The following is a 22,136-nucleotide window of genomic DNA, read 5'->3' as shown; positions in this document are numbered from 1 at the left end:
AGCGCCAAGGCATGCAGCAGCGTCTGACGATTCTCTTCGCGCATTACGGCGAAAACTGGATCCGTGGCAGTGAGCGGGTGTTGCTGGACCTGATGGGCGGGCTGGACCGCAAGCAGTTCCGTCCGGTGCTCTGGTGCAATTCGGAGGTGATGGCGGCGGAGGCCCGGGCGCTGGGCGTGCAGGTCCATGTCTCCCCGATGGCGTATTTCCTGGACTACGCCTCGCCCCGCTTCTCGCCACGGATGGTGCTGCGGCTGATGTCCGAGGCCCGGCGCATGATACGGCGGGAAAAGGTGGACTGCGTGCACGCCAACAGCGCGGCACCCTGCCAGTGGCTGGCGCCGGTTGCCCGCAGCATGGGTGTGCCGATGCTGGCGCATCTGCATGCCAATTACCTTCCGCGCTCCCGCTATGTCTGCCTGCTGCATTTGGTGCCGCTGCTGGTCGGTGTCTCCCGCTCCACCCTGCAGGGCTTGCAGCAGGACGGACTTCCCGATGGCCGTACCGAGGTGATCCCGAACGGCATCGACTGGATCCGCATGAGTGGCGGCGACCATCGTGGCTTCCGGCAGGAGCTGGGCATTGCGGCCGAGGATTTCGTTATCCTCGCGGTCGGGTCGCTGATTCCGCGCAAGGGGCATGACAGGCTGATCGCGGCGCTGCAGCGCCTGCCGGCCGAGCGGAACGCGCATCTGGTCCTGGTCGGCGAAGGCAGCGACCGCGGCCGACTGGAGGCCCTGATCGCGGAGCTGGGCCTGACCCAGCGAGTGCATCTGCTCGGCGCCCGTTCGGCGCTGGCCGACATGTACATGGAAGCGGATTGCTTCGCCCTGGCATCGCACGACGAGGCCTATGGGCTCGTCTTCGCCGAAGCCGGCTATTGCGGCCTTCCCACCATCGGCATGCGCTGTGGGGGGGTGCCGGAGGTGGTGCAGGACGGCGTGACCGGCCTGCTGGTCGAGCCTGGCGAGGAAGCCGCGATTGTCGCCACGCTTGCCAGTGTGATGGACCGTCTGGCGGCGGACCCGCAGCTGCGTGTCAAGTTAGGCGACGCTGGCAGGGCGCGCATCATGCGGGACTTCGATAGCGAGCGGATGATCGAGGCCTTCGCCACGATCTACCGCCGCCTGACAGCATCCCCCGCCTTGGCCACGGGTTGGCGGGGAATCGAATTCGGGCCGTATCTGCGGATGCTGCAAAAACGCAGGCCCAGCCTCGGATTCTGACATTCCGGCCATGTTGGGGCGCTGGCGGACCTTGGTGCGGAGCGGCGTGATAGGCCGTGCCAGCCAGCTGCGGCATCCGGCATTTCATCAAGTTGGAATATAGCGGGATTCTTTACAGGTTATTTACGCGGAATTTTACTTATTTACTTGAAGTTCCAATTCTACATTTAAAATGTAAATTGAAACTCAGCATTTTTTACACTTCATCATTTGCCTGTACTTAGTTAGCATTCCGAACGGGCAACGTTGTCGGAAGGTCTTACAAACATGGCGACCGTACTTGTCACAGGTGGCTGTGGTTTCATCGGCTCGCACCTCTGCTCGGCCCTGCGTGCGCGCGGCGACCGGGTGCGGGTGCTGGATGATCTTTCCACCGGCTCCGAAGCCAATCTGGCTCCCGGCGCGGCGCTCCTGATTGGCGATGTCGCGCGCCCCGCGACAGTGCGCCAGGCGCTGGCAGGCGTGGATGTCTGCTATCATCTGGCGGCCATCGCCTCAGTCCAGCGCGGCGTGCAGGATTGGTACGGCACGCACCGCGCCAACCTCTCCGGCACCATCGCGCTGCTGGAGGAAGCGCGGCGCCACGGCATCCCCGTGGTCTATGCCTCCTCCGCCGCCATCTATGGCGACAGCACCGTCCTGCCGCTGCATGAGGATGTGCGGCCCCGCCCCCTCTCCGCCTATGGCGCGGACAAGCTGGGATGTGAGCAGCACGCGCTGGTCGCCGGCCACACCCATGGGGTGGCGACCACCGGCCTGCGCTTCTTCAACGTCTACGGCCCACGCCAGGACCCCCGCTCACCCTACTCGGGCGTGATCTCGGTGTTCTGCGACCGCCTGGCGCGTGGCGAGGCCGTGGACGTGTTCGGCGATGGCCTGCAGACGCGGGACTTCGTCTATGTCGCCGATGTCGTGCGGATGCTGTTGGCGGCGATGGACACAGCTTCGACGTCAGCGCCGGTGTACAATGTCTGCACCGGCCAGCCGACCTCGATCCTGAACCTTGCCTCCATCATTGCCGATCTGTGCGGGACGTCCCTGACGCTGCGGCACCAGCCGGCCCGCGCGGGGGAGATCCGTCATTCCCTGGGCCAGCCCGCCCTGGCGCGTCAGCGTTTGGCGACAAGCGCGGCGACGACCCTGCGGGATGGCCTGGCCGAGACCCTGGCTTGGATTGGCGCCGGGCGGCCCGGCCTCATCGACCAGCCCGGTCCGTTCCTGCCCGTCAGCGCAGAACGGTATTGAGCACGAAGGCGATGAACAGCCAGCCCAGCACGGAGCACGCGACGATCAGCAGTGCCGCTGCGGGCCATGACCAGCGACGTTCCGTCGGGCCACCGCCCGGCGGTCCACCATGCTCCTGAGGCGCCATTCGCCCATCACCCTTTCGTTACCGCCGATGCGCCGGACGTACCCGTCTTTGCGCGCCGTGTCAGCAGGATAAGCGTTGAATGTGCGGTCTGACAGGTTTGTTCCGCTTTGCCGGCGATCGGCAGCCCGATGCGCAGCTGCTGCGCCGGATGACGGACGCGCTCCGCCACCGTGGTCCGGATGGCGAAGGCTTCCATCTGGAGCCCGGCATCGGCCTCGGCCATCGCCGGCTGGCGATCGTCGATCTCGCCGGCGGCGCGCAGCCCATGTCCACGCCGGACGGGCTGGTGACGATCGCCTTCAATGGCGAGATCTACAACCATGAATCCCTGCGGCGTGAGCTGGAGGAGGCGGGGCATGTCTTCTGCACCCGCTCGGATACCGAGGCCATCCTGCATGCGTGGCGGGAATGGGGCCCGGCCTGCCTGGACCGGCTTAACGGCATGTTCGCCTTGGCATTGTGGGACCAGGCCCGCGGGCAACTGATGCTGGCCCGCGACCGGCTGGGGGAGAAGCCGCTGCACTACGCGCAGCTGCCCGATGGCAGCGTCGCCTTCGCCTCGGAGTTGGCGGGGTTGCTGGTCATCCCGGAGCTGTCGCGCCGCCTGAACCCTAATGCGATCGAGGACTTCCTGGCGCTCGGCTATGTGCCGGACCCGGCGACCATCTATGCCGGCATCCATCGCCTGCCGCCGGGCCACCTGCTGCTGCTGCATCGCCCGGCCATCGCCACCCTGCCAGCGCCCCGTCGCTACTGGTCTCCACCCACGACGCTGGCACCGACCCCTGCCCAGCCGGCCGAGCAACTGGCCGCGCGGCTGGAGGCATCGGTACGGATGCGGCTGATGGCGGATGTGCCGCTCGGCAGCTTCCTCTCCGGCGGCGTGGATTCCAGCGCGGTCACCGCCATGGCGGCCCGCGCGTCCACCTCCCTGCGCACCTTCACCATCGGCTTCCCGGGCGGGGCCGATGAGCGGCCCGCCGCAGCCGCCATGGCCGCCCGGCTGGGCACGCGCCACCAAGCGCAAGCGGCGGAGATCGACTATGTCAGCGCCGCACGGAGCCAGTCGGCCCTGTTCGGCGAACCGTTCGGCGACCATTCCGCCGTGCCCACCCTGGCCGTCTGCCGGCTGGCCCGGCAGCAGGTCACCGTCGCGCTCTCCGGCGATGGGGGTGACGAGGTGTTCGCCGGCTACCGCCGCTACCGCTTTCACCAGATGGCGGAGGCCGTGCGGTCCTACCTGCCCGCCACCGCCCGGCGCCGGGTGCTGGGCGGCCTGGCCAGCATCTATCCCAAGCTAGACCGGGCGCCCCGCTGGCTGCGCGCCAAGCACACCCTGACCGAGATCAGCCTGGACAGCGCCCTGGGTTACTACCGCACGGTCTGCCGCGTCCATGCGGAGCAGCGCCGCGCCCTGCTCTCCCCCTCCTTGCGAGCGGAGCTGGATGGGTATGACCCGGCCACCCGCTTCGTCGAGCTGATGGACGAATGCGACGAGGATGCCCCACTGCTGCAAGCTCAGTACGCGGACCTGCACACCTTCCTGCCGGGCGACATCCTGACCAAGGTGGACCGCACCAGCATGGCCGTCTCGCTGGAGGTGCGGCCGCCTTTGCTGGACCATACCCTGGTGGAATGGGGCATGGCGCTGCCGACCAGCCTCAAGCTGCACCGGGGCCAGGGCAAACATGTGCTGCGGCAGGCCATGGCGCCCTTTGTGCCGGCGAGTGTCCTGCACGGCCCGAAGCAGGGCTTCGCGGCCGCGATCGGCGGCCAGTTCTGCCGGCAGGCCGGTGCCATCCGCGCGAGGCTGATGGATAGCCCCATGCTGGATTCCGGCCTGTTCGACCCCGGCGCGCTGGGCGCCATGGTGGACAGCCACGCTTCCGGCCACCGGGACCATAGCCAGGCGCTCTGGCAGTTGCTGGTTCTCGAAGGCTTCCTGGCGCATGAGGGCCAGCGCTCCGCCGCGCCTGAACTGGTGGAAGCATGACGCCGGAAGGAAGCATCCTGGGCCGCACCATGCGCGGCGCCGGCTGGGTGGTGGCGTGGCGCATGCTGACGCGCCTGCTGGGCCTGGCCAGCACGCTGGTGCTGGTGCGCCTGCTGGCGCCGGACGATTTCGGCCTGGTGGCGCTGGCGGCGGCCTTCGCCACCACGCTGGATGTGTGTCTCTCCATCGGTGTGGAAGACCAGATCATCCGCGCCAAGGACCCACGCCCGGCGCTGTACAACACCGCCTTCACGTTAAACCTGCTGCGCGGCGTCCTGGTCGCCGCAGCCGTCGTGGCGGCAGCGGAGCCGGCGGCGCGCTTCTTCTCTGATGCGCGGCTGGAGGATGTGCTGCTGGCCATCGCCGTGTCGGCGGCGGCGGCTGGCCTGACCAATGTCGGCACGGTGGATTTCCGCCGGCACCTGATGTTCGAGAAGGAATTCCGGCTGCAATTGCTGCCCCGGCTGGCCGGCATCGCCGTGACCATCGGCGGCGCCATGGTGCTGCGCAGCCACTGGGCCCTGGTGCTGGGCATCCTGACCAACCGGCTCGGCGTCATTGCCATGAGCTACGTGCTCAGCCCTTACCGCCCACGCCTCGATCTCTCCGCCTGGCGGGAACTGGCGGGGATCTCCTGCTGGAGCTGGGCGATCAGCACCACCGCCGTATTGCGGGACCGGATGGATAGCCTGGTCATCGGCCGCACGCTGGCGCCGGTGCAGGTCGGCATCTTCACTGTTGGCGTCGAGGTCGCGACCCTGCCGACCACGGAGGTGGTGGACCCGATCTGCCGCGCCTGCATGCCCGGCTTCGCCGCCGCGCTGCGGACCGGTGGGACAGAGGACGTGGCGGACGCCTATCTGCGCATCCTCTCCCTGATCGCGTTGCTGACCTTGCCGGCGGGCTTCGGCGTCTCGTTGATCGCCGGGCCGGTGGTGGCGCTGGGCTTCGGCCAGGCCTGGCTGGATGCGGTGCCGGTGGTGGCGATCCTTGGCGTGGCGTGGACGATGACGTTGTTCGGCAATGTCAGCATCGCCCTGCTGAATGCCCGCGCCATGCTGCGGACCATCCTGGCCATCTCGGCCGCCTCCGCCCTGCTGCGGGTGCCGCTGCTGCTGGTGCTGATCCCGGCCTACGGGCTGACCGGCGCGGCGGTGGCGGTGGCGGTCGTGATGTCGATCGAGCAGGTGACCTTGATGATCTTCGCCCTGCGCCTGCTGCATCTGCGCGCTGCGCGCCTGGTGGCCCGCGTGGTTCGCCCGCTGGTAGCCTCGGCCTCCATGGCACTGGTGTTGTGGAGCACCGGGCTGGGCTGGGCGCCGCCGCCACCGGCCGCTGGCACGGCGGTGTGGATGATGTTCGGCGGCATTGGGCTCGGGATGGTCAGCTACGTCGCGGTGCTGGGTGCGCTGTGGACGCTTGCTGGCCGCCCGCAGGGGGCCGAGGCCGACATGCTGCAATTGTTGCGCAAGCTGCTGGACCGTGTGGCCGCCGGCCGCCGCTTTGCCATCCAGCGGGGGGGCTGACCAATGCAGGTCCTGGCACAACGTCTGGCGCCCGCCAGCCAACCCGCCTCACTCGATTGGTCCGTCGCCGTCTTCGCCCATAACGAAGCCGCTTCCCTACCCGCCTGTCTGCAAGCCATCGCCGAGGCCGGGCGCGGTACGGCGATGGACGTGACGGTGCTGCTGAACGGCTCCACCGACGCCTCTCCGGCCGTCGCCATGGCGTCGCTGCGCCGGGCCGGGCTGCGCGGCCGGGTCTGCCTGATCCCGCATGCCGACAAGGCCAATGCGATCAACCAGTTCCTGCACCGCCTGCGGCCGACGGCAGAGGCCTATGCCTTCGTTGACGCCTACGCCGTGGTGGAGCCGCATGCGCTGCGCCACTTGGCCCGCGCGTTGCGTGCGGCGCCGGGCGCGAATGGCGCGGCGGCGGTGCCCAGTTCCGGCCGTAGCGCCGCCGCCCTGCGCCGGCAGATCCAGGAGCAGGGCGGCCTGCACGGCTCGCTCTTCGCGCTGCGCGGCACCTTCGTGGAGCGCATGGTGGCGCAAGGCGTGCGCCTGCCGCTCGGCATGTATCGGGGCGACGGGCTGCTGGGCTCCTTCGTACTGCACGACCTCGATGCTCAGGGCGGCGGCTGGGAGCGGGAGCGCATCATCGTGGCGCCGGAAGCGACCTGGACGGCGCCGACCCTCCGCCCCTGGCGGATGAAGGACGCGAAACGCCTGTGGCGCCGCATGATCCAGCAGGGGCGTGGGCGGCTGCAATGGCCGGCCATTCGCGGCGCCATCTACGATCGCGCCCGCCCGGCCAATGCCGCCGGCTTCGCCGCGCTGCCGTCCGAGGCCGATCGGCTGACGCTGGAATGGCTGGCGGAAGCACCGCAGGCGCGGATGCCGCGCTGGTGGCGCGACCCCTTCGCCGTGCTCGCGGTGCGCCGAATGCGGCAGGCGCCACCACCGCCCAGCCAGCCTTCTCTGGCGCCCTACCTGTTGATGGAAACCGGGGCATGATGCGGTTCGCTCCGGCGCCACGCCTGCCGCAGCCGGGCGGCCATCCCGAGCGGGGACCAGCGCGGCACCAGTTCCGCCCACAGCAAAGGCGCCTCATCATTGGCCAGGCTGAGCTTGTAGCGGTCTGCCCCGCCGAGGAAATCGTAGACGGCGTCGCCGTCCGCCAGGGCACGCTCGATGGCCAGGGCATGGCAGGTAAGGCCGGGCTTCTCATGGCCAGCCGCCGCCGCGAGGCCGCTCTGGTAGGCGGAGACCTGTCCGCGCAGGCGGAAATTGTAGAGATAGCCGACGACCTCGCCACCCGACGTCACCCGCAGCATGTCGAGCGTCTGCTCCGCCATGGCGCGCAGCACCAGCGCGTGATGGAAGCGGCGCAGGTATTCGGTGGCGAAAGCGCCGGGCTGACCGCGGGCCTGCCAGGTGACCTCGTGCAGGTGGATCATCGCCCCCAGCCACACCAGGGCCTCCGCCGTATCGGCGGCATGCTGCAGGACCACGGGTCCGCGGCTGGCATAGGCGCGCAGGGAGCGGCGCAGCTGGTAGCGGGCATTGCCGCTGCGCGTGGCGAGGTAATCCCCGCCCGCCGCCCGGACGGCGTCCAGCGTGACACGCGGCGCCAGGCGCTGGTGCAGCCGCAGCTGGGTTCCGCCAGCGGCAGCGAGGGTCAGCGGGTCCGTGCCATCCAGGACAAGCCGGTGCGCGCCACGGGCACGCCAGGCGGCAGCGAACATTGCCTGCATGGCATCGTGGCTCAAAGCCAACGGTGCGTTGTGCTCGACGAACGGTGCATCGAGCGCGGGAACGCCGCTGGCGGCCAGGTGCAGCCGGCCGCGATGGCGGTTGAACAAGGCCAGGCCCAGCACGGCGCCATCCTGTTCCGCCCGCAGCAGCACGGGGTCGGGGTAGCGTTCCGCCGCCAGGCAGCCCACCCAGCACCAGGACTGGAAGAAGGAAAGGCCCGGCACGCGCGCTTCCACCGCGCGCCACTGCCCTTCCAGTTCGGCCAGACTTTGGACCGGAGCGATACGAACCTGCACGCCGCCCAGAGTGCCGCCTTCCTTGCGGGAAGGAAATGGGAAACCGAAGCCTGGAAGATCTCCCGATGACCAAGGGCCGCGTCCTGCACGTCCTGAAATACTACCGGCCGAACTTCACGGGCGAAGGGGTGTTCCTCGAGCGCTCCAGCGCCGTGATGCAGGAGCTTGCCCCCGGGGTGGAGCACGACCTGCTGGTGACCCATACCACCCGCCCGGCGGAGCCAGCGGCGGCCTGCACCACGTTGCGCCGGGTGATCTACCTCTCCGCCCAACGGAGCAGCGAGACACGGCGGCAGATGGCACTGGTCTGGTGGTTCCTGCGCAACCTGCATCGCTACGACACAGTGCATTACCGCACCCATGCCGACTGGTATTTCCTGACCTGCCTGCTGGCGGCCGTGACCCGGCGGCGGCTGGTGCTGTCCGCCACGCTGGACGACAGCGTGCCGGTGCTGGTCAGCCATTACCGTCCGGAGTTGCGGGGCTTGGCGAAGCGTGGCTTCCGGCTGTTCGACGCCTTCGTCAGCATCAGCCCGAAACTGTTCCAGCAGAACCGCGAGGCGGGGATCGGCGCGGATCGCTGCCATCTGGTTTCCTGCGGCATCACCCTGCCGGCCGGCGAGCCGGGCGGACGGGAAGCGCTGCGGAGCTCGCTCGGCATCGCGCCCGAGGACCCGGTGCTGCTGTTCGTCGGCGGTCTGTGCGAGCGCAAGGACCCCCGTTTCCTGATCGACGCGCTGCCCGGCATCCTGGCCCGGCATCCGCGCACCAAGCTGATTCTGGTCGGGCCGCCGCTGGAGGCCGACTACGTCCGCGGCATGGAACAGGCCGTCGCCACCGCGCGGCTGGGCCATGCGGTGATCTTCGCGGGCGAGCGGATGGACCCGCATCCGTGGTTCGAAGCGGCGGACATCCTGGTCTTCGCCTCCCGGCTGGAAGGCTTTGGTACCGTGGTGCCGGAAGCCATGGCACATGGCCTGCCGGTGGTGGTGCGCCACCTGCCAGGCGTGAATGACGACTTCGTCCTGGACGGCGAGACAGGCTACTTGTTCAACGACGCCCCACGCTTCCTCAGCGCCGTCTGCGACCTGGCAGGCGACCCGGACCTGCGCAAGCGTATCGGCACAGCGGGCCGGGCGCTGGCCACGGCGCGGTTCGGCATGCGGCAGGTGGCGGCGCGCTACCTGAGCATCTACGGCATGGCCGCCCGCCCCACCGCCGTCGAGGACGCGGAGACCAGGCTGGGCTGCACGGCCTCCATCACCGATCCGCGCTTCCACGCCGCCACGAGGCCCGCGGCCGGGCCGACCCCCTTGCTGCTGACGACGGTGGATGCGGAGGAAGCCTTCGACTGGTCTGGCTCCTTCTCCCGCAACGCCTGCGACGTCTCTTCGATGAAGAGCCAGCATCTCGCGCACCGGGTGTTCGAGCGGCACGGCGTGATGCCGCTCTATATGGCGGATTACCCGGTGGCCACGCAGGATGCCGGCCGGGCGCCCCTGCTGGAGTTATTGCAGGGCCGGCTGTGCGAGGTCGGCGCCCAGATGCATCCCTGGGTGACCCCGCCTTTCCTGGAGCGGGTCGACGAGAGCAACAGCTATGCCGGCAACCTGCCGGTCTCCCTGGAACTGGCGAAGGCGCGTTGCCTGACCGAGGCGCTGGCGGATGCCTTCGGCGAGACGCCGAAGATCTACCGCACCGGCCGCTACGGCGTTGGCCCGCGCACGGCCGATGTACTGAAGGCGTTGGGGTACGAGGCCGATAGCAGCCTGGCACCCTGCTGGCCGCCGCCGGGGCGCCGCAACGCGCCGTCGGCCTGGGCCAGCTCCCCCACGCCCTATTGGACCGATCGGGACAAGACGTTGATGGAGATCCCGGTCTCCGCCGCCTTGGTCGGCCGCCTGCACCGACAGGGGGAAGCCCTGGCGCCGATGGTCTTCCACAAATGGCCGCGGCAGGTGCCGGTGGCGGGAGCGATGTCCCGGCTTGGGTTGCTGGAGCGCATCCGGCTGACGCCGGAAGGCATGACCATCCCGGAAGCCAAGCGGCTGGTGCGGCATATGTTGGCGGAGGGCCACCGGGTCTTCGCCCTGACCTACCATTCGCCGTCGCTGGAGCCGGGCAACACGCCCTATGTGCGGAACCTGGCGCAGCGGGACCGCTTCCTGGATTGGCTGGACGAGTTCTACACCTTCTTCCGCGAGGAGATCGGCGGCAGGAATGGCAGCTGGCGGGATGTCCGCTTCGGAAATGCCCAGGGCGGCGCGGTATGAATCCCGCTGCCGGCATGCTGCTGCAACAGACGCTGACGGCGCTGGTGCTGCCGCCCATCGGGCTGGTGCTGGCCTGCCTGGCGGGTGGCGTCCTGGCGTGGCGCGGGTGGCGGGCCGGCGGCGCCGTTGTCGTGCTGTCGGCGCTGGGGTTGGGGCTGCTGTCCACCCCGGTGGCCGCCAACCTACTGATGAGTTCGCTGGAGCGCGAGGTCGTCGAGGAGAATGCTGGCGTGCAGGCGGTGACGCCCGGCGCCATTGTCATCCTCGGTGCTGAGACGGTCAGCAGCCTGAACGGGATTGAGGTCGGGCCGCTGACGCTGGAGCGCCTGCGCGCCGGTGCCGCCCTGCAGCGCCGGACCGGCCTGCCGCTGCTGGTGACCGGTGGCCGGCTGTCCGCCGGCGCACCGCCGCTGGCCACGTTGATGAATGAGAGCCTGAAGACGGATTTCGGCGTGCCGGTCCGGTGGATCGAGGCAGAGGCCGCGGATACGCGCGGCAATGCCACCGGCAGCATTGCCATCCTGCAGCAGGCCGGCATCAACAGCGCCTATGTCGTGACCCATGGCTGGCACCTGCCGCGCGCCCTGGCCGCCTTCCGCCGTTATGGCCTGGAAGTGGTCGGCGCGCCGGTGCGCATCGGGCGCAATCCCTCCATGGCATGGTCCGACTGGCTGCCCCGGCCTGACCATTTGGCCGAAAGCTGGTTCGCGTTGCGTGAATGGGCCGGGAGGATCGTCTATGCCTTACGCGACTGACACCACGCGGCTGGTCCCCCTGGCACGCCACGGCCTGCCCGAGATCTGCGACGCCTTCCTGTCGCCGCCCGGCAAAGGCGATTTCTTCGCCAGCCGGGCCTGGTACGACACCGTGCTGGCGCATGCCCTTCCCCCCAACGCCACCGCGTTGCTGGCGTTGAGCGACGAAGGCCTGATGCTGCCGCTGCTGCGGGACGCGGAGGGTGCGCTGCAAAGCCTGACAACGCCCTATACCCTGAGCTGGAAGCCGCTGCTGGCCGCTGGCGTCGAACCCAGGCAGGCGGCGCGCGCCCTCGGCCAGTTTCTGCGCAACGAGCGGCCGCTACGACTGGATGCGCTGGACGCCAATGCCACGGGGATGGATGACATTCTGGGCGGGCTCCGCTCGGCTGGGCTGGTGCCAATGTCGTTCCTGCATTTCGGCAATTGGTGGCAGCCGCTGCTGAAGGGCGCATGCTGGGGCAACTACCTGGCGGCCCGGCCGCCGGCGCTGCGCACCACCATCCACCGCAAGCTGGCCCGCGCCGCGCGCGACAGCCGCTTTGAGCTGGTCACCCAGCACGGCGGCGAGCTGGAAGCCGGCATTCAGGCCTACGAAGACGTCCGGGCCCGTAGTTGGAAGCCCTGGGAACCGTTTCCGGATTTCGACGCGGCGTTGATGCGGGCCGCTTCCCGGGTTGGCGCGCTGCGGCTGGGCGTGCTGCGGGACAACGCCGGCGTGGCGATGGCGGCGCAATACTGGATTGTCTGGGGTGGCCAGGCGGCCTTGCTGAAGCTGGCCCATGCCGAGGATGCCCGGGCGGCCTCCCCCGGCACGGTCCTGACCGCGCGGATGATCCGCTGGCTGATTGACGAAGACCGGGTCGCCGCGCTGGATTTCGGCCGGGGTGACGATGCCTATAAGCCACTCTGGGTGGCGGAGCGGCGGCAACGCATCGGCCTGATCCTGGCCAACCCGCTGCGCCCCGCCGGCCTCATGGCCCTGGCGCGGCAGGCGGCCGGGCAAGGGCGTAGGCAGGCACTGCAATGGATAGGGAAAGCACAGGGATGAAGATCCTCTACAGCCATCGGATCGGCTCGCGCGATGGGCAGGGGGTGCATCTCGATGCCATGGTCGCTGCCCTGCGCGCTAATGGCCACACCGTCCACGTCGTCGGGCCCGCGGGCTTCGAGAATACGGGGCTGGGCAGCGACAACCGGATGGTCACGCTGCTGCGGAAAAGCCTGCCGGCCTGGGTGGGCGAGCTGGCGGAGCTTGCCTATGCGGTGCCCTCCACCCTGCGCCTGGCGCGTGCGGCGGCGTCCTTCCAGCCCGACGTGATCTATGAACGTGCCAACCTGTTTCACCTGGCTGGCGCATGGGTGGCGGCACGGCGGCGGGTGCCGTTGCTGCTGGAAGTCAACGCCCCGCTGGCCGATGAGCGTGCCAGCTTCGGCAAGCTCAAGCTGAAGCGGCTGGCGGCAGCGCTGGAGCGCCTGGCCTGGCGGCGTGCGACCTATGTATTGCCAGTGACAGATGTGCTGGCCTCACGCATCGCCGCGTCGGGCGTGCCGCAGTCGCGTATCCGCGTGGTGCCGAACGGGATCGACCTGCAGGATTTTCCGCTACAGCCCGCGGCTGAATTGCCGGGTGACCAGCTGGTGCTCGGCTTTGTGGGCTTTGTGCGGGACTGGCATGGGCTGGACCGCGTCGTGCGCTCGCTGGCCGCGTACCGGGCCTCACCGCCACTCGCCCTGCATGTGGTGGGAGACGGCCCGGCGAGGACGGGGCTGGAGGCGCTGGCGAAGGAACTGGGCGTGGCTTCCAGGGTTCGGTTCAGCGGGTTGACGCATCGGGAAGCCATTCCAAGCATGATCGGAGCATTCGACATTGCCTTGCAGCCAGCCTCGGTGGCCTATGCGTCGCCGCTGAAGGTGTTCGAGTACATGGCGGCCGGTCGGGCCATCATCGCCCCGGACCAACCGAACTTGCGCGAGATTCTCGAGCACGAGCGGACGGCGCTGCTGTTCGATCCGCGGGACCCGGATGCCATGTGGCAGGCCGTCGAGCGACTGGCCTCTGACGAAGCATTGCGGCGACGGCTGGGCCAGGCGGCGCGCGCCGAAGTTCTGAGCCGGGACCTGACCTGGTCCGGCAACGCGCGCACCGTGGTGGGGCTTGCCGCCCGCGCGCTCGGACAGGGCGCGATGCAGGAGCGCGCACCGTGAGCGCACCGCTTCTGCTTCATGTCTTTCCCAGTTTCAGCGTCGGCGGCGCGCAGGTTCGCCTGGCCAAGCTGGTCAACCGGTTCGGCCAGCGCTGGCGTCATGCCGTGGTCGCGCTGGATGGACGGACGGAATGCCTCGAGCGCATCGACGCTGGCGTGGACTTCAACGTCCTGCCCTCGCCGCTGCGACCGGGGCAATCACTGCCTTCCAGGTTGCTGAGCATACAGGCGTTCCTGCGGCAGCTTCGCCCGGACCTGTTGGTCACGAGCAATTGGGGCAGCATCGAATGGGCCATGGCCCGGCTCATGACTCCATCCTTGCCGCATCTGCATACCGAGGACGGCTTCGGGCCGGAGGAAAGCCAGGGGCAGTTCAGGCGCCGCATCCTGACGCGGCGCGCGGCACTGCGCTGGAGCGAGGTGGTGGTTCCCTCAAAGATCCTGCTGCGATCGGCCACCGGGCAATGGCGCCTGCCTGCCACGCAGGTCCACTACATTCCCAATGGGCTCGACCTTTCGCAGTTCCAGCCGAGGCCGGACAATGCGGTGGGTGAATCTCTCGATCCGGTCATCGGTACCGTTGCCGCATTGCGGGCCGAGAAGAATCTGCCGCGCTTGCTCCGCGCAGCTTCAATGTTGCGACAGCAAGGATTGCGGTTTCGTCTGGCGATTCTCGGACATGGGCCGGAGCGGGAGCCTCTGGACGCGCTGGTGACGGCCCTTGGCTTGGGCGATCGCGTCACCTTTGCAGGGCACGTCGCCGATCCATCCGCTGCCTACCAAGGCTTCGACATTTTCGCCTTGTCATCAGACACCGAGCAGATGCCATTCTCCATTCTGGAAGCCATGGCGAGTGGATTGCCGATTGCCAGCACGAATGCCGGCGATGTCGCTGTCATGGTCAGCGCTGCGAATGCACCCCATGTCGTGCGCCATGACGACACGGCGTTGGCTGAAAGCCTGCGGCCGCTCCTGATGGACGCGGCACTCAGGCGCCGGCTGGGTGGAGCCAACCGCATCAAGGCTGAGCAGGATTACGACCAGGAAGCGATGTTCCAGCACCATGCCAGGCTGATTGAGCGCGGCTGCGCCGCCCCTGAGGGCCGCGTCAGTGCCGTGTGGCGGCAAGGTTCGGTGTGAGGGCAACGCCCGCTGCGGCCTGATAGGTTCTGGGCTGGCGCTCAAAGAGCACCGATGCCGCTCTGGCCAAGCGGCGCATGCTTTGTGGGATCAAAGTTGTTTACGCCTGAAGGCTGCGCGTTGGAAACGCCGCTGCCTGCAGCTTGTCAGAAGTCTAGCGCGTTTAACGCATGGTGGCCCATCGTAAGCCGGAAGGGCCGAACGGTGGGCAGATGCTCAGCGGTTGACAGCTGTAGCGTTGATACCAGCGCGAACCGACCGGCGCCAAAGCGGCACTCCTGGATCTGGAGAACGGCCAAATCCAGGATGCATCTCGTCAGGTCGTCTCTTCAGGGGCGCTGCGCTGCGCATGCTGCGTCGTCATCATGCGGGCAACGGCGACCAGGGCCGTGCGATGGCGCGGGTCAGCGATGTTGCCGAACATCTGGATCAGCTCAACGATCTCCTCGCTGGTGCTGACGGGGAGAGACGTCACGTGCGGCTCGCCGTTGGACGCGGTGGCCAGCAGGGTGTCGGGCCTGACGCCCAGTGCATTGGCGATGGCGATCAATCGGCTCGCGGCGATCCGGGTAGACCCGGTCTCGTAGCGGTGAAGCTGCGCGCCCGTCACGCCAACCATGTTGGCGATCTGCTTCTGCGTCATGCCGGCCGACCGCCGGTACTGGCGGATCTCACGTCCGACTGCGGAATCCGAAGTCGTAGGACCTCTGTTCTTCATGACTACACTCCCACTTCATAAACAAGCTTCTTGATGGCTTAGACACGTGGCCATCGGCCGAATGCGAAGACGCTTCGCTCCGCGCCGGTAAAAGGAACCGCTGTCAGGACAGCGGGTCCGTTGGCCTTCCTAATTCAACAGCTTCGGGTTCCTCCGAATCTCCTCGTCATTCCATCTGAGGGATCAGGAAGGAATAACGTTACGGCTCATGAAACGGTCAATTCGGGTGCGATGGAATAGTTCGATTACGCCGCGCTTGCGAATTTGGAGGCAAGCTTTCCCCAGGATTCCCTACTGGTCCCACGGTCTAAGCTGCGCTGATCTGGCCATTAAAGGTCTATATCGTCTCAAAAAACGTTCAACGTTTACTAATACGATACAACTGATTTACTGGCCGCGCTCGCACCGCACGAAGATCACCAAGAAAATAGGTTTTTATTCAGAAATTATAGATATTTATTTGTTTTTTCTTTAACAACGCCGGAGCAACCTAGAGTTTTAGATATTAGTTGGCATTTGTATTTCCGCCAACTGGGTTTGACAGTAACAAGGAAATGTGAAGGTCGCTTGCGAGAAATCGCCCTTTCGTGGAAGCGAGAACCAATGCGCACGTTTTCCAAAGTCGGTGTGGAAACTCTCCCAAACAAACCGCATTCCCTATTTTATTCAGGATAGTACGGTCATTCGAAAGCTAAGTCCTGGCTTTCCGTCCTTGCTAGAACAGGGGTTACGCGTCACTAGGCTGCCATCGGCCTACCGCAATTCGTCTCATGATTTTGATAAATCCAGGCGCAAAAAGGTTCGGAAATTTGCTTCTGGGTGCTGCGGTCAACGCCTGAGGGACTTTCCTTCTTCCAAGGAAAATTCACTTATCGGAGTTTTAATTTGGCGGAATATTTCGTTCGGACTGAAAAAATCGGCAGGTGTAAAGAAACAGAGCCTCAAGATTCCGTGAGCCGTAAAATTTTTTGTTGTTGATCGTTTCGGTTTTTTTATAATTGTCCGTGCTGGCCGCTCGTTGGCCCTATAGACTTGGCTTGCCCAGAGAGGGCAAGGGTCTCACATGGAGAGAGCCATGCCGGCGACTGATGGGATTCGAGACTGCAAAGCCTATGAAGATCTTTTTTTAGATATTCATCGTTGAATACGACGATGGCCGATTTCACCCCGTCCCGGACCCCGCTCCCCTGCTCATGATGCAAACTCCTCCCCTTGGCGATCAGGGCGTGGCGGACGAGACGAACCAGTCTCACACCGACCTCACCCCCCTTTCGGTCAGCCTGCGCCTGACGACGATCTCGCCCGTGGCGGCGCGGACGCTGCTGTCCCGCGTCCACCCGGCGGCGAAGCGGCGGGACGACGCAGTGCAGACTTATAGTTCTGCCATGCGAGAGGGCTGCTGGGTGTTGAACGGCATACCCGTCGTTCTCTCCCCTGGACGGGTGTTGCTGGATGGCGTGCAAAGGCTCACGGCCTGTGCCGAGACCGGCATACCGCTGGAGACCTTCCTCGCCGAGAACGTGCAGGAGAGCTGCTATTTCAGCATCGACCAACATCAGCGCCGCACCTTCGCCAATGCACTGAAGGGCCTCGGCTACGCTCATCCGCAGTTGCTCAGCCATCTTCTGCATCAACTGGCGCGGTATGAGGAAGGGACGCTGTGCGAGAAGGCGCCCCCGCAGATGAACAGTGTCCGCATGCTGCGTATCCTGAAGGCGAATGCGGGGTTCCGGGAGGCTCTGAACGCGGTGATGGGCCCACCGGCGCCGCTCCCGGCATCCGTTTTAAGCGTCCTGGTCTTCATGGGCTACCAGACGAATGCGGCGCTGACGGAGCGCTTCCTCGATGCACTCCGGCGTCCCAGCGCATATCCTCCGTCCGAACCCGGCGGCATGTTGGCTGCCGACCTGAAGCGGGGCCGTGATAGCCGCACGCATACCTGGGACAGCACCGTGATGCTGGCGCTGGGCATCAAGGCGCTGAACGCCATGATCCAGGGCACCGAGGTTCGCCGACTATCCTGGTCAAGCCAAGCAACAAGCCAGCGGCCGGCAGAGCCCTTCCCCAGCCTGATCGGCTATCCCGGCCTGGCCGGCCTTGGGCTGCGGCCGGCCGCCTGCCAAGCCGATACATCTGGCATTTCCTGGCGGATGGAAGCCATTGATGCCGAAGCCGCCGCCCGTTATCTGGCCCAGGGCCGCGCGGGCCGCCCGCCGGTGCCGGCCCAGGTGGACGCCCTGGCTGAGGAAATCCGGCAGGGAAGCTGGCAGGCCAATGGGCAGCCCATCTGCTTTTCCGGCACCGGCCTGCTGCTGAACGGACAGAACCGGCTCCTCGCCGTCATGGCTGCCGGCAGGCCTGTCGAGGTTGCCGTCATCCAGGGGCTGCCGGAGGAAGCAGTGGTCACCTACGACCTGACCGGAAGGCGGGACCTGCCCAACACGTTGCAGGACGGCAAGTTCGGGGACCAGCCCTTGGCAACGGCCATGGCTAACCTGCTGTGGCGGTTCGAGCATCGCCATGATGGTGCCCGCCACAAGCGGGCCAGTGTCGCAGAAGTTCGGGCCATCCTCGCGCAGCATCCGCGCCTGGTGGAATTGCGTGGCTTCGCACGCAAGATGGTCGAGTATGGCCGTTCCTCCGTCATGGGGTACGGCGCCTACGTGATCGAACGGGATGACCCGCGGCTAGCGGCAGGCTTTCTGCATGCGCTCAGCACGGGGGCCGATCTTTCGGCCGGCCATCCCATCCTGGCGTTGCGTGTCACGCTGCAGCGGATGCGGCGAGACAATGCGACCCAGCTGGAGCAGCTCAATGCCCTGCTGGCAGGCTGGCGGCGGTACAAGGCGCATCCGTCCGCCGATCGGTCGCAGCGTGATCGGCACGATCACGGCTTGTGACCGGTGCCGGCCTGCAAACCTGTAGGCCGGCACAGATGCTGTCAGGACAGTTCGCTGCCCCGGCGCTCCGGGATCAGCAGCCACATCGCGATGATGTCGAGGATGTAGAGCAGCGCGAGCAAAGCGATCGCTGTCTCAAAGCCCAGGCTGACGGCAACGGCGCCGACCACCAGGGGGCCTAAGCCGCCGACCGCACGGCCAATGTTGAACAGCACGTTCTGTGCCGTCGCCCGGGCCGCGGTGGGATACAGCTCGCTCATCAAGGCGCCATAGCCGCCGAGCATACCGTTGACGAAGAAGCCCATGATGGCGCCAACGATCAGCAAGGCTGCAGGGTCGGTCAGCCGCGAATACACGACCACCATCACCGCCGCGCCCAGCATGTAGCCGAAGAAGGCCGGCTTGCGGCCGACGCGGTCCGCGATATGGCCGAAGGCGAAGATGCCCACGGCCATGCCCAGGATAGTTACCGCCGTCCAGGTCGCCGACTGCGTCAGCCCGAAGCCGAAGCGGGTGGACAGATAGTTCGGCAGCCAGATCATGACGCCGTAGTACCCGAAGTTCTGCACGGAGCAGAGGATCACCATGCCGATGCTGATCCGCGTGGTCGGGCCATCCGCCACCAGCAACCGCAGCGGCGAAACCTTCGGCGCCTTGGTCGTGCGTTCGACGAAGACGTCCGGCTCGTGCAGGTTCTTCCGGATGAAATAGGCGGCGACCGCCGGCAGCAGGCCGATGGCGAACATGCCGCGCCAGCCGATGGAAGGCAGCAGCAGCGGCGTCAGCACCGCGGCGGCCAGCACGCCCACCTGCCAGCCAAGGCCGACATAGGATGATGCCCGCGCGCGCTTGGAAGCCGGCCAGGCCTCCGCCACCAGAGCCATGCCGATACCGAATTCGCCACCCAGGCCGATGCCGGCAATGGTGCGGTAGAACAGCAGGTCCCAGTAGCCCTGGGCCAGGGCGCACAAGCCGGTGAAGACGGCGAAGAGCACGATGGTCCAGGTCAGCACCCGCACCCGGCCCAGACGGTCCGACAACATGCCGAAGCCGACACCGCCGATGACGGCGCCGACCAGCGTGGCGGTAACGAGCGACGCCGCCTGGGCCTGGGTCAGTTGCAGGTCGGCCGAGATCGCCCGTAGCATGAAGCCGAGGATCAGCAGGTCGAAGCCATCCATGGCGTAGCCCAGTGCGGACCCCCATAGGGCTTTGCGGGCCTGTGGCGTCACCACGTCGCTTTCGGGCATTATTCCTGAGGTCATGACGGTTTATCCATGTGTGACGGCGGACCGGTTTCCGCACGGAGCAAGCGGCCCCGTGCGGCCCGGCGGTTATTTCCACCGCAAGGGCTACAGGATCATCTTTCCGTCAAGTGCCGGCGCAGAGCGCGCGCCGGCCAGCGGCTTCAGTCCTCGCCGATATAGACGCGGCTCAGCTTCCAGCCGTTGCTGTTCCGCCTGAAGACGAAGGGGCCGAGCACGGCCTCGTCGCCGGCGACGATCGGGTTGCGCTGGTCCGGCACCAGGGTTGGGTTACGCCGCACCAGCTCCCGGTTGGTCAGCGTCTCCCGCATGCCGAGGCCGCTATCGGCATCCAGCACGCGCCGGATCATCGCGGGGAAGCCATCCGCGCCGGTCCGGCGCAGCGGGGTGTCGTCCAGTTCCCCGGCGAGTTCGAGCGGGAAGCGCGTCATTCGCGCCATCGCCTGGGTGTCCCCGGCCAGGGCGGCGGTGCGGAAGCTGGCCCAGGTCGCCTGCAGCGCGGCCGGTACGGCGGATGGCGCGGGTGCCTGGGTGGCCCGTGCCGTCTGGGCGCTGCAGGCGGTGGTGACGCCGGGCAAGGCCAGCATCGCCACCCCCAGCAGAGCCTGGCGCAGGAACGGCCGCATCAACGCGGCCACCGCTGGGCTTCGATATTGTAGCTCGAGAGATTGAAGTTGGAGAGCTTCACCATATTGCCCTGGTTGCCGCCCAGCAGCTGGATGTGCCCAGCCGTCTGCTTCGTCATGAAGCCAACGTGGAAGCCGGAGGAAGAGCCGGTGGACGCATCATGGCCCGACCGCTGGCGCCGCAGCACCGTGATGGCACCGTAGCGCCCGCCGGAGGCCGAGCCCCACCCCTTCCAGCTTTTAGCGGCCGCACTGTTGGTGCCGCTGTAGCCGGCCTGGCGCATCACCCAGTTGACGAAGGACGCACACCATGGCGTCTCGTCATCCCCCGCCTGCAGGCTGGTCGTCATGTGATATTCGACGATGCGCGGATTGTGCTGGCGGCCGGGTATCTCGGCGACGCCCAGTTCGTTCTCGGCGATCGCCATCCAGGGCGCGCTGCCATCGTCATGCAGGGGTGTTGCATGCTGGGGCGCCGGGTTTGCCACTTGCAGGCCGCCATGGGACTGGCCGGGCACGCTCTGCTGGGCCTGCTGGTACGCCCGCAATGCCGCCCGGGTCTTCGGACCGATGATGCCGTCCACCACCAGACGTGGCGGCGGGCGCAGCCGGGCGTTCAGCATGGATTGCAGGCGCCTGGTTTCATCGGATCGTGCCAGGGGCATGATGTCTCTCTCCCATCCTTGGTGCCGTTGCACCTTCCGGGCGCAAGCTAGAAGCGCCAGCGGGGCCGGTCCAAGTCACCAGGGCGTGGCGGCGGGTCACAAAGTCGGGCGCCGGGGGGACTGGGGTACTGGACGCGCCGCCTGCCACACAGCAGGGTGCGCCCATGCCTGAGCCTGCCATCCCAGCCGAGATCACGGCGAAGTACGAGATTCGTGGCACCCTTGGCCGGGGTGCGACCGGGGTCGTGCTGGATGCCTTCGACCGGCTGATCGAGCGCCCTGTCGCCATCAAGCTCGTCCAGTTGCCGGCGGCCGGAGACCCTGAGGGGGCGGAGACGCATCAGCGCTTCCGGCGGGAGGCGCAGGCGGCGGGCAGACTGTCCCACCCCGCCATCGTGGCGATCCATGATTATGGTGAGGGCGCCCAGCAGGCCTGGATCGTCATGGAGCAGGTCCGCGGCGGCACCTTGAAGGACTGGCTGGATAAAGGTGTGCGCCTGCCGCTGCCGCAGGCGATGCAGATCACGCAGCAGGTGCTGGAGGCTCTGGAGTACTCGCACGCCCGTGGCGTGGTGCACCGGGACATCAAGCCCGCCAACATCATGCTGGCCGGCGACATCGCCACCGATCCCAGGATCAAGATCGCCGATTTCGGCATCTCCCGCCTGGAGGACTCGGCCATCACTCGGCTGGGTACAGTCCTTGGCACCCCCAGTGCCATGGCGCCGGAGCAGCTGCGTGGGGAACCGGCTGACCATCGCGCGGATATCTGGGCGGCCGGTACGGTGCTGTACCAGTTGTTGACAGGAGAGAAGCCGTTCGACGGCGGCTTCTCCGCCATCATGCACAAGGCGCTGAATACGGAGCCGGTGCCACCCTCGGCCCTGACAGTGACCGTGCCGCGCGAGCTGGATGGCATCGTCGCACAGGCCCTGGCGAAGCGGCCGCAGGACCGCTTTACCAGCGCCGCGGCCTTTGCGCAGGCTTTGGCCGCCGTCCCGCTCGATGGCACACCCTTGCCGAGTGGCTTCCCAGGCGCCGGCCCCCTGCCCGGACTGGATGACGCCACCATGCTGGGGGCGCCTGTCGCCGCGAAGCTGACCACTCCACCGACACCGGCCAGACGGCCGCGTTCAGCCGCATGGACGGTGCTGCCTGCCGTGGCCCTGCTGGCACTGGCGGGCGGCGGCTCCGCCTGGTGGTTCCTGATCCGACCGGCGGCGACGCCGGAGCCACGCGTCATCGCCGGCACGCTGCCGGCCCCCAATCCCGCCCCGACACCAGCTCCGGCTCCCCCACCGGACCAGACCGCCGCCCCTCCTGCCCCGCCACCGGACACGCCCGAAGCGCCGCCGGCCCCGGACACACTGCCGGTTCCACCCCAGTCGCAGCCGTCGCAGCCGTCGCAGCCGTCGCAGCCGTCGCAGCCGTCGCAGCCGTCGC

18 protein-coding genes are annotated in these 22,136 nt (G+C 67.3%); 12 read left to right on the top strand and 6 right to left on the bottom strand.

Translation table 11 applies throughout. The features are described 5' to 3' along the window. Positions 1 to 11 precede the first annotated feature (11 nt). Together IBL26_RS15675 and IBL26_RS15670 are read left to right on the top strand one after the other, a co-directional pair. Positions 12 to 1,226 (top strand): glycosyltransferase, encoded by a 1,215-nt coding sequence (locus tag IBL26_RS15675; RefSeq protein ID WP_187785444.1) that lies wholly within the window; start codon positions 12 to 14, stop codon positions 1,224 to 1,226. A gap of 267 nt (positions 1,227 to 1,493) precedes the next feature. Next, positions 1,494 to 2,471 carry an NAD-dependent epimerase/dehydratase family protein gene (locus IBL26_RS15670; protein WP_187785443.1) on the top strand — a complete coding sequence of 326 codons (978 nt, stop codon included), beginning with the start codon at positions 1,494 to 1,496 and terminating at the stop codon, positions 2,469 to 2,471. Here the strand turns inward: IBL26_RS15670 and IBL26_RS15665 are convergent. Beyond that, the gene (locus IBL26_RS15665; RefSeq protein WP_187785442.1) at positions 2,452 to 2,598 is read right to left on the bottom strand and encodes a hypothetical protein; all 147 of its coding nucleotides are present in this window, start codon (positions 2,596 to 2,598) and stop codon (positions 2,452 to 2,454) included. The two genes, IBL26_RS15670 and IBL26_RS15665, sit on opposite strands and share 20 nt — an antisense overlap. A gap of 79 nt (positions 2,599 to 2,677) precedes the next feature. On the opposite strand from IBL26_RS15665, the gene asnB reads away from it, so the two are divergent. The 3 genes from asnB to IBL26_RS15650 are packed head-to-tail and all read left to right on the top strand — an operon-like array spanning position 2,678 to position 7,107. Then, positions 2,678 to 4,591: an asparagine synthase (glutamine-hydrolyzing) gene (asnB, locus tag IBL26_RS15660; RefSeq protein ID WP_187785441.1), complete on the top strand. Its 1,914-nt coding sequence runs from the start codon at positions 2,678 to 2,680 to the stop codon at positions 4,589 to 4,591. Then, positions 4,588 to 6,117 carry an oligosaccharide flippase family protein gene (locus IBL26_RS15655; RefSeq protein ID WP_187785440.1) on the top strand — a complete coding sequence of 510 codons (1,530 nt, stop codon included), beginning with the start codon at positions 4,588 to 4,590 and terminating at the stop codon, positions 6,115 to 6,117. Before asnB ends, IBL26_RS15655 begins: the two co-directional genes overlap by 4 nt. A 3-nt stretch (positions 6,118 to 6,120) precedes the next feature. After that, on the top strand, positions 6,121 to 7,107 hold the full coding sequence (locus IBL26_RS15650) for a glycosyltransferase (protein WP_187785439.1): 987 nt from the start codon (positions 6,121 to 6,123) through the stop codon (positions 7,105 to 7,107). Here the strand turns inward: IBL26_RS15650 and IBL26_RS15645 are convergent. Further along, positions 7,080 to 8,144 (bottom strand): GNAT family N-acetyltransferase, encoded by a 1,065-nt coding sequence (locus IBL26_RS15645; protein WP_187785438.1) that lies wholly within the window; start codon positions 8,142 to 8,144, stop codon positions 7,080 to 7,082. The genes IBL26_RS15650 and IBL26_RS15645 overlap by 28 nt on opposite strands. Before the next feature lie 65 nt (positions 8,145 to 8,209). Between IBL26_RS15645 and IBL26_RS15640 the strand changes: the two genes are divergently transcribed. Genes IBL26_RS15640 through IBL26_RS15620 form a run of 5 tightly spaced genes read left to right on the top strand, consistent with a single transcriptional unit; the run spans position 8,210 to position 14,519 of the window. After that, a complete protein-coding gene (locus tag IBL26_RS15640) occupies positions 8,210 to 10,417 on the top strand; it encodes a glycosyltransferase (RefSeq protein WP_187785437.1) in 2,208 nt (735 codons plus the stop codon). After that, positions 10,414 to 11,172 (top strand): YdcF family protein, encoded by a 759-nt coding sequence (locus IBL26_RS15635; protein WP_187785436.1) that lies wholly within the window; start codon positions 10,414 to 10,416, stop codon positions 11,170 to 11,172. Before IBL26_RS15640 ends, IBL26_RS15635 begins: the two co-directional genes overlap by 4 nt. Then, on the top strand, positions 11,156 to 12,223 hold the full coding sequence (locus tag IBL26_RS15630) for a GNAT family N-acetyltransferase (protein ID WP_187785435.1): 1,068 nt from the start codon (positions 11,156 to 11,158) through the stop codon (positions 12,221 to 12,223). Before IBL26_RS15635 ends, IBL26_RS15630 begins: the two co-directional genes overlap by 17 nt. Next, on the top strand, positions 12,220 to 13,380 hold the full coding sequence (locus IBL26_RS15625) for a glycosyltransferase family 4 protein (RefSeq protein WP_187785434.1): 1,161 nt from the start codon (positions 12,220 to 12,222) through the stop codon (positions 13,378 to 13,380). Before IBL26_RS15630 ends, IBL26_RS15625 begins: the two co-directional genes overlap by 4 nt. Continuing rightward, positions 13,377 to 14,519 carry a glycosyltransferase family 4 protein gene (locus tag IBL26_RS15620; protein WP_187785433.1) on the top strand — a complete coding sequence of 381 codons (1,143 nt, stop codon included), beginning with the start codon at positions 13,377 to 13,379 and terminating at the stop codon, positions 14,517 to 14,519. The genes IBL26_RS15625 and IBL26_RS15620 overlap by 4 nt, the downstream gene beginning before the upstream one ends. A gap of 316 nt (positions 14,520 to 14,835) precedes the next feature. Here IBL26_RS15620 and IBL26_RS15615 read toward each other — a convergent pair whose 3' ends face one another. Beyond that, on the bottom strand, positions 14,836 to 15,237 hold the full coding sequence (locus IBL26_RS15615) for a helix-turn-helix domain-containing protein (RefSeq protein ID WP_277817325.1): 402 nt from the start codon (positions 15,235 to 15,237) through the stop codon (positions 14,836 to 14,838). A 1,226-nt stretch (positions 15,238 to 16,463) separates the two neighbouring features. On the opposite strand from IBL26_RS15615, the gene IBL26_RS15610 reads away from it, so the two are divergent. Then, positions 16,464 to 18,137, top strand: a complete 1,674-nt coding sequence (locus tag IBL26_RS15610; RefSeq protein ID WP_187785431.1) for a hypothetical protein — start codon at positions 16,464 to 16,466, stop codon at positions 18,135 to 18,137. A gap of 41 nt (positions 18,138 to 18,178) precedes the next feature. On the opposite strand, the gene IBL26_RS15605 is transcribed toward IBL26_RS15610, so the two are convergent. The 3 genes from IBL26_RS15605 to IBL26_RS15595 all read right to left on the bottom strand — a co-directional run bounded on the left by IBL26_RS15605 (position 18,179) and on the right by IBL26_RS15595 (position 20,693). After that, a complete protein-coding gene (locus IBL26_RS15605) occupies positions 18,179 to 19,402 on the bottom strand; it encodes an MFS transporter (protein WP_241749433.1) in 1,224 nt (407 codons plus the stop codon). Between the two features lie 143 nt (positions 19,403 to 19,545). Further along, entirely contained in the window at positions 19,546 to 20,028 is a 483-nt protein-coding gene (locus IBL26_RS15600; RefSeq protein WP_187785430.1) for a hypothetical protein, read from the bottom strand. After that, the gene (locus IBL26_RS15595) at positions 20,028 to 20,693 is read right to left on the bottom strand and encodes an NlpC/P60 family protein (protein ID WP_187785429.1); all 666 of its coding nucleotides are present in this window, start codon (positions 20,691 to 20,693) and stop codon (positions 20,028 to 20,030) included. Before IBL26_RS15595 ends, IBL26_RS15600 begins: the two co-directional genes overlap by 1 nt. A gap of 164 nt (positions 20,694 to 20,857) precedes the next feature. Here IBL26_RS15595 and IBL26_RS15590 point away from each other — a divergent pair. After that, on the top strand, positions 20,858 to 22,136 hold a 1,279-nt coding region (locus IBL26_RS15590; RefSeq protein WP_187785428.1), incomplete at its 3' end, for a serine/threonine-protein kinase.

Origin of the sequence: Teichococcus aerophilus, from assembly GCF_014490485.1 — a bacterium.
Lineage (GTDB): Bacteria > Pseudomonadota > Alphaproteobacteria > Acetobacterales > Acetobacteraceae > Pseudoroseomonas > Pseudoroseomonas aerophila.
This window is presented reverse-complemented; position numbering and strand designations above follow the sequence as displayed.

Excerpts from the sequence above, each read along its gene's own strand:
- IBL26_RS15655 (WP_187785440.1), top strand. The coding sequence starts at position 4,588 with ATGACGCCGGAAGGAAGCATCCTGGGCCGCACCATGCGCGGCGCCGGC.
- IBL26_RS15635 (WP_187785436.1), top strand. The coding sequence starts at position 10,414 with ATGAATCCCGCTGCCGGCATGCTGCTGCAACAGACGCTGACGGCGCTG.
- IBL26_RS15675 (WP_187785444.1), top strand. The coding sequence starts at position 12 with ATGCAGCAGCGTCTGACGATTCTCTTCGCGCATTACGGCGAAAACTGG.
- IBL26_RS15640 (WP_187785437.1), top strand. The coding sequence starts at position 8,210 with ATGACCAAGGGCCGCGTCCTGCACGTCCTGAAATACTACCGGCCGAAC.
- IBL26_RS15615 (WP_277817325.1), bottom strand. The coding sequence starts at position 15,237 with ATGAAGAACAGAGGTCCTACGACTTCGGATTCCGCAGTCGGACGTGAG.
- IBL26_RS15630 (WP_187785435.1), top strand. The coding sequence starts at position 11,156 with ATGCCTTACGCGACTGACACCACGCGGCTGGTCCCCCTGGCACGCCAC.
- asnB (WP_187785441.1), top strand. The coding sequence starts at position 2,678 with ATGTGCGGTCTGACAGGTTTGTTCCGCTTTGCCGGCGATCGGCAGCCC.
- IBL26_RS15670 (WP_187785443.1), top strand. The coding sequence starts at position 1,494 with ATGGCGACCGTACTTGTCACAGGTGGCTGTGGTTTCATCGGCTCGCAC.
- IBL26_RS15605 (WP_241749433.1), bottom strand. The coding sequence starts at position 19,402 with ATGACCTCAGGAATAATGCCCGAAAGCGACGTGGTGACGCCACAGGCC.
- IBL26_RS15650 (WP_187785439.1), top strand. The coding sequence starts at position 6,121 with ATGCAGGTCCTGGCACAACGTCTGGCGCCCGCCAGCCAACCCGCCTCA.
- IBL26_RS15600 (WP_187785430.1), bottom strand. The coding sequence starts at position 20,028 with ATGCGGCCGTTCCTGCGCCAGGCTCTGCTGGGGGTGGCGATGCTGGCC.
- IBL26_RS15625 (WP_187785434.1), top strand. The coding sequence starts at position 12,220 with ATGAAGATCCTCTACAGCCATCGGATCGGCTCGCGCGATGGGCAGGGG.
- IBL26_RS15665 (WP_187785442.1), bottom strand. The coding sequence starts at position 2,598 with ATGGCGCCTCAGGAGCATGGTGGACCGCCGGGCGGTGGCCCGACGGAA.
- IBL26_RS15595 (WP_187785429.1), bottom strand. The coding sequence starts at position 20,693 with ATGCCCCTGGCACGATCCGATGAAACCAGGCGCCTGCAATCCATGCTG.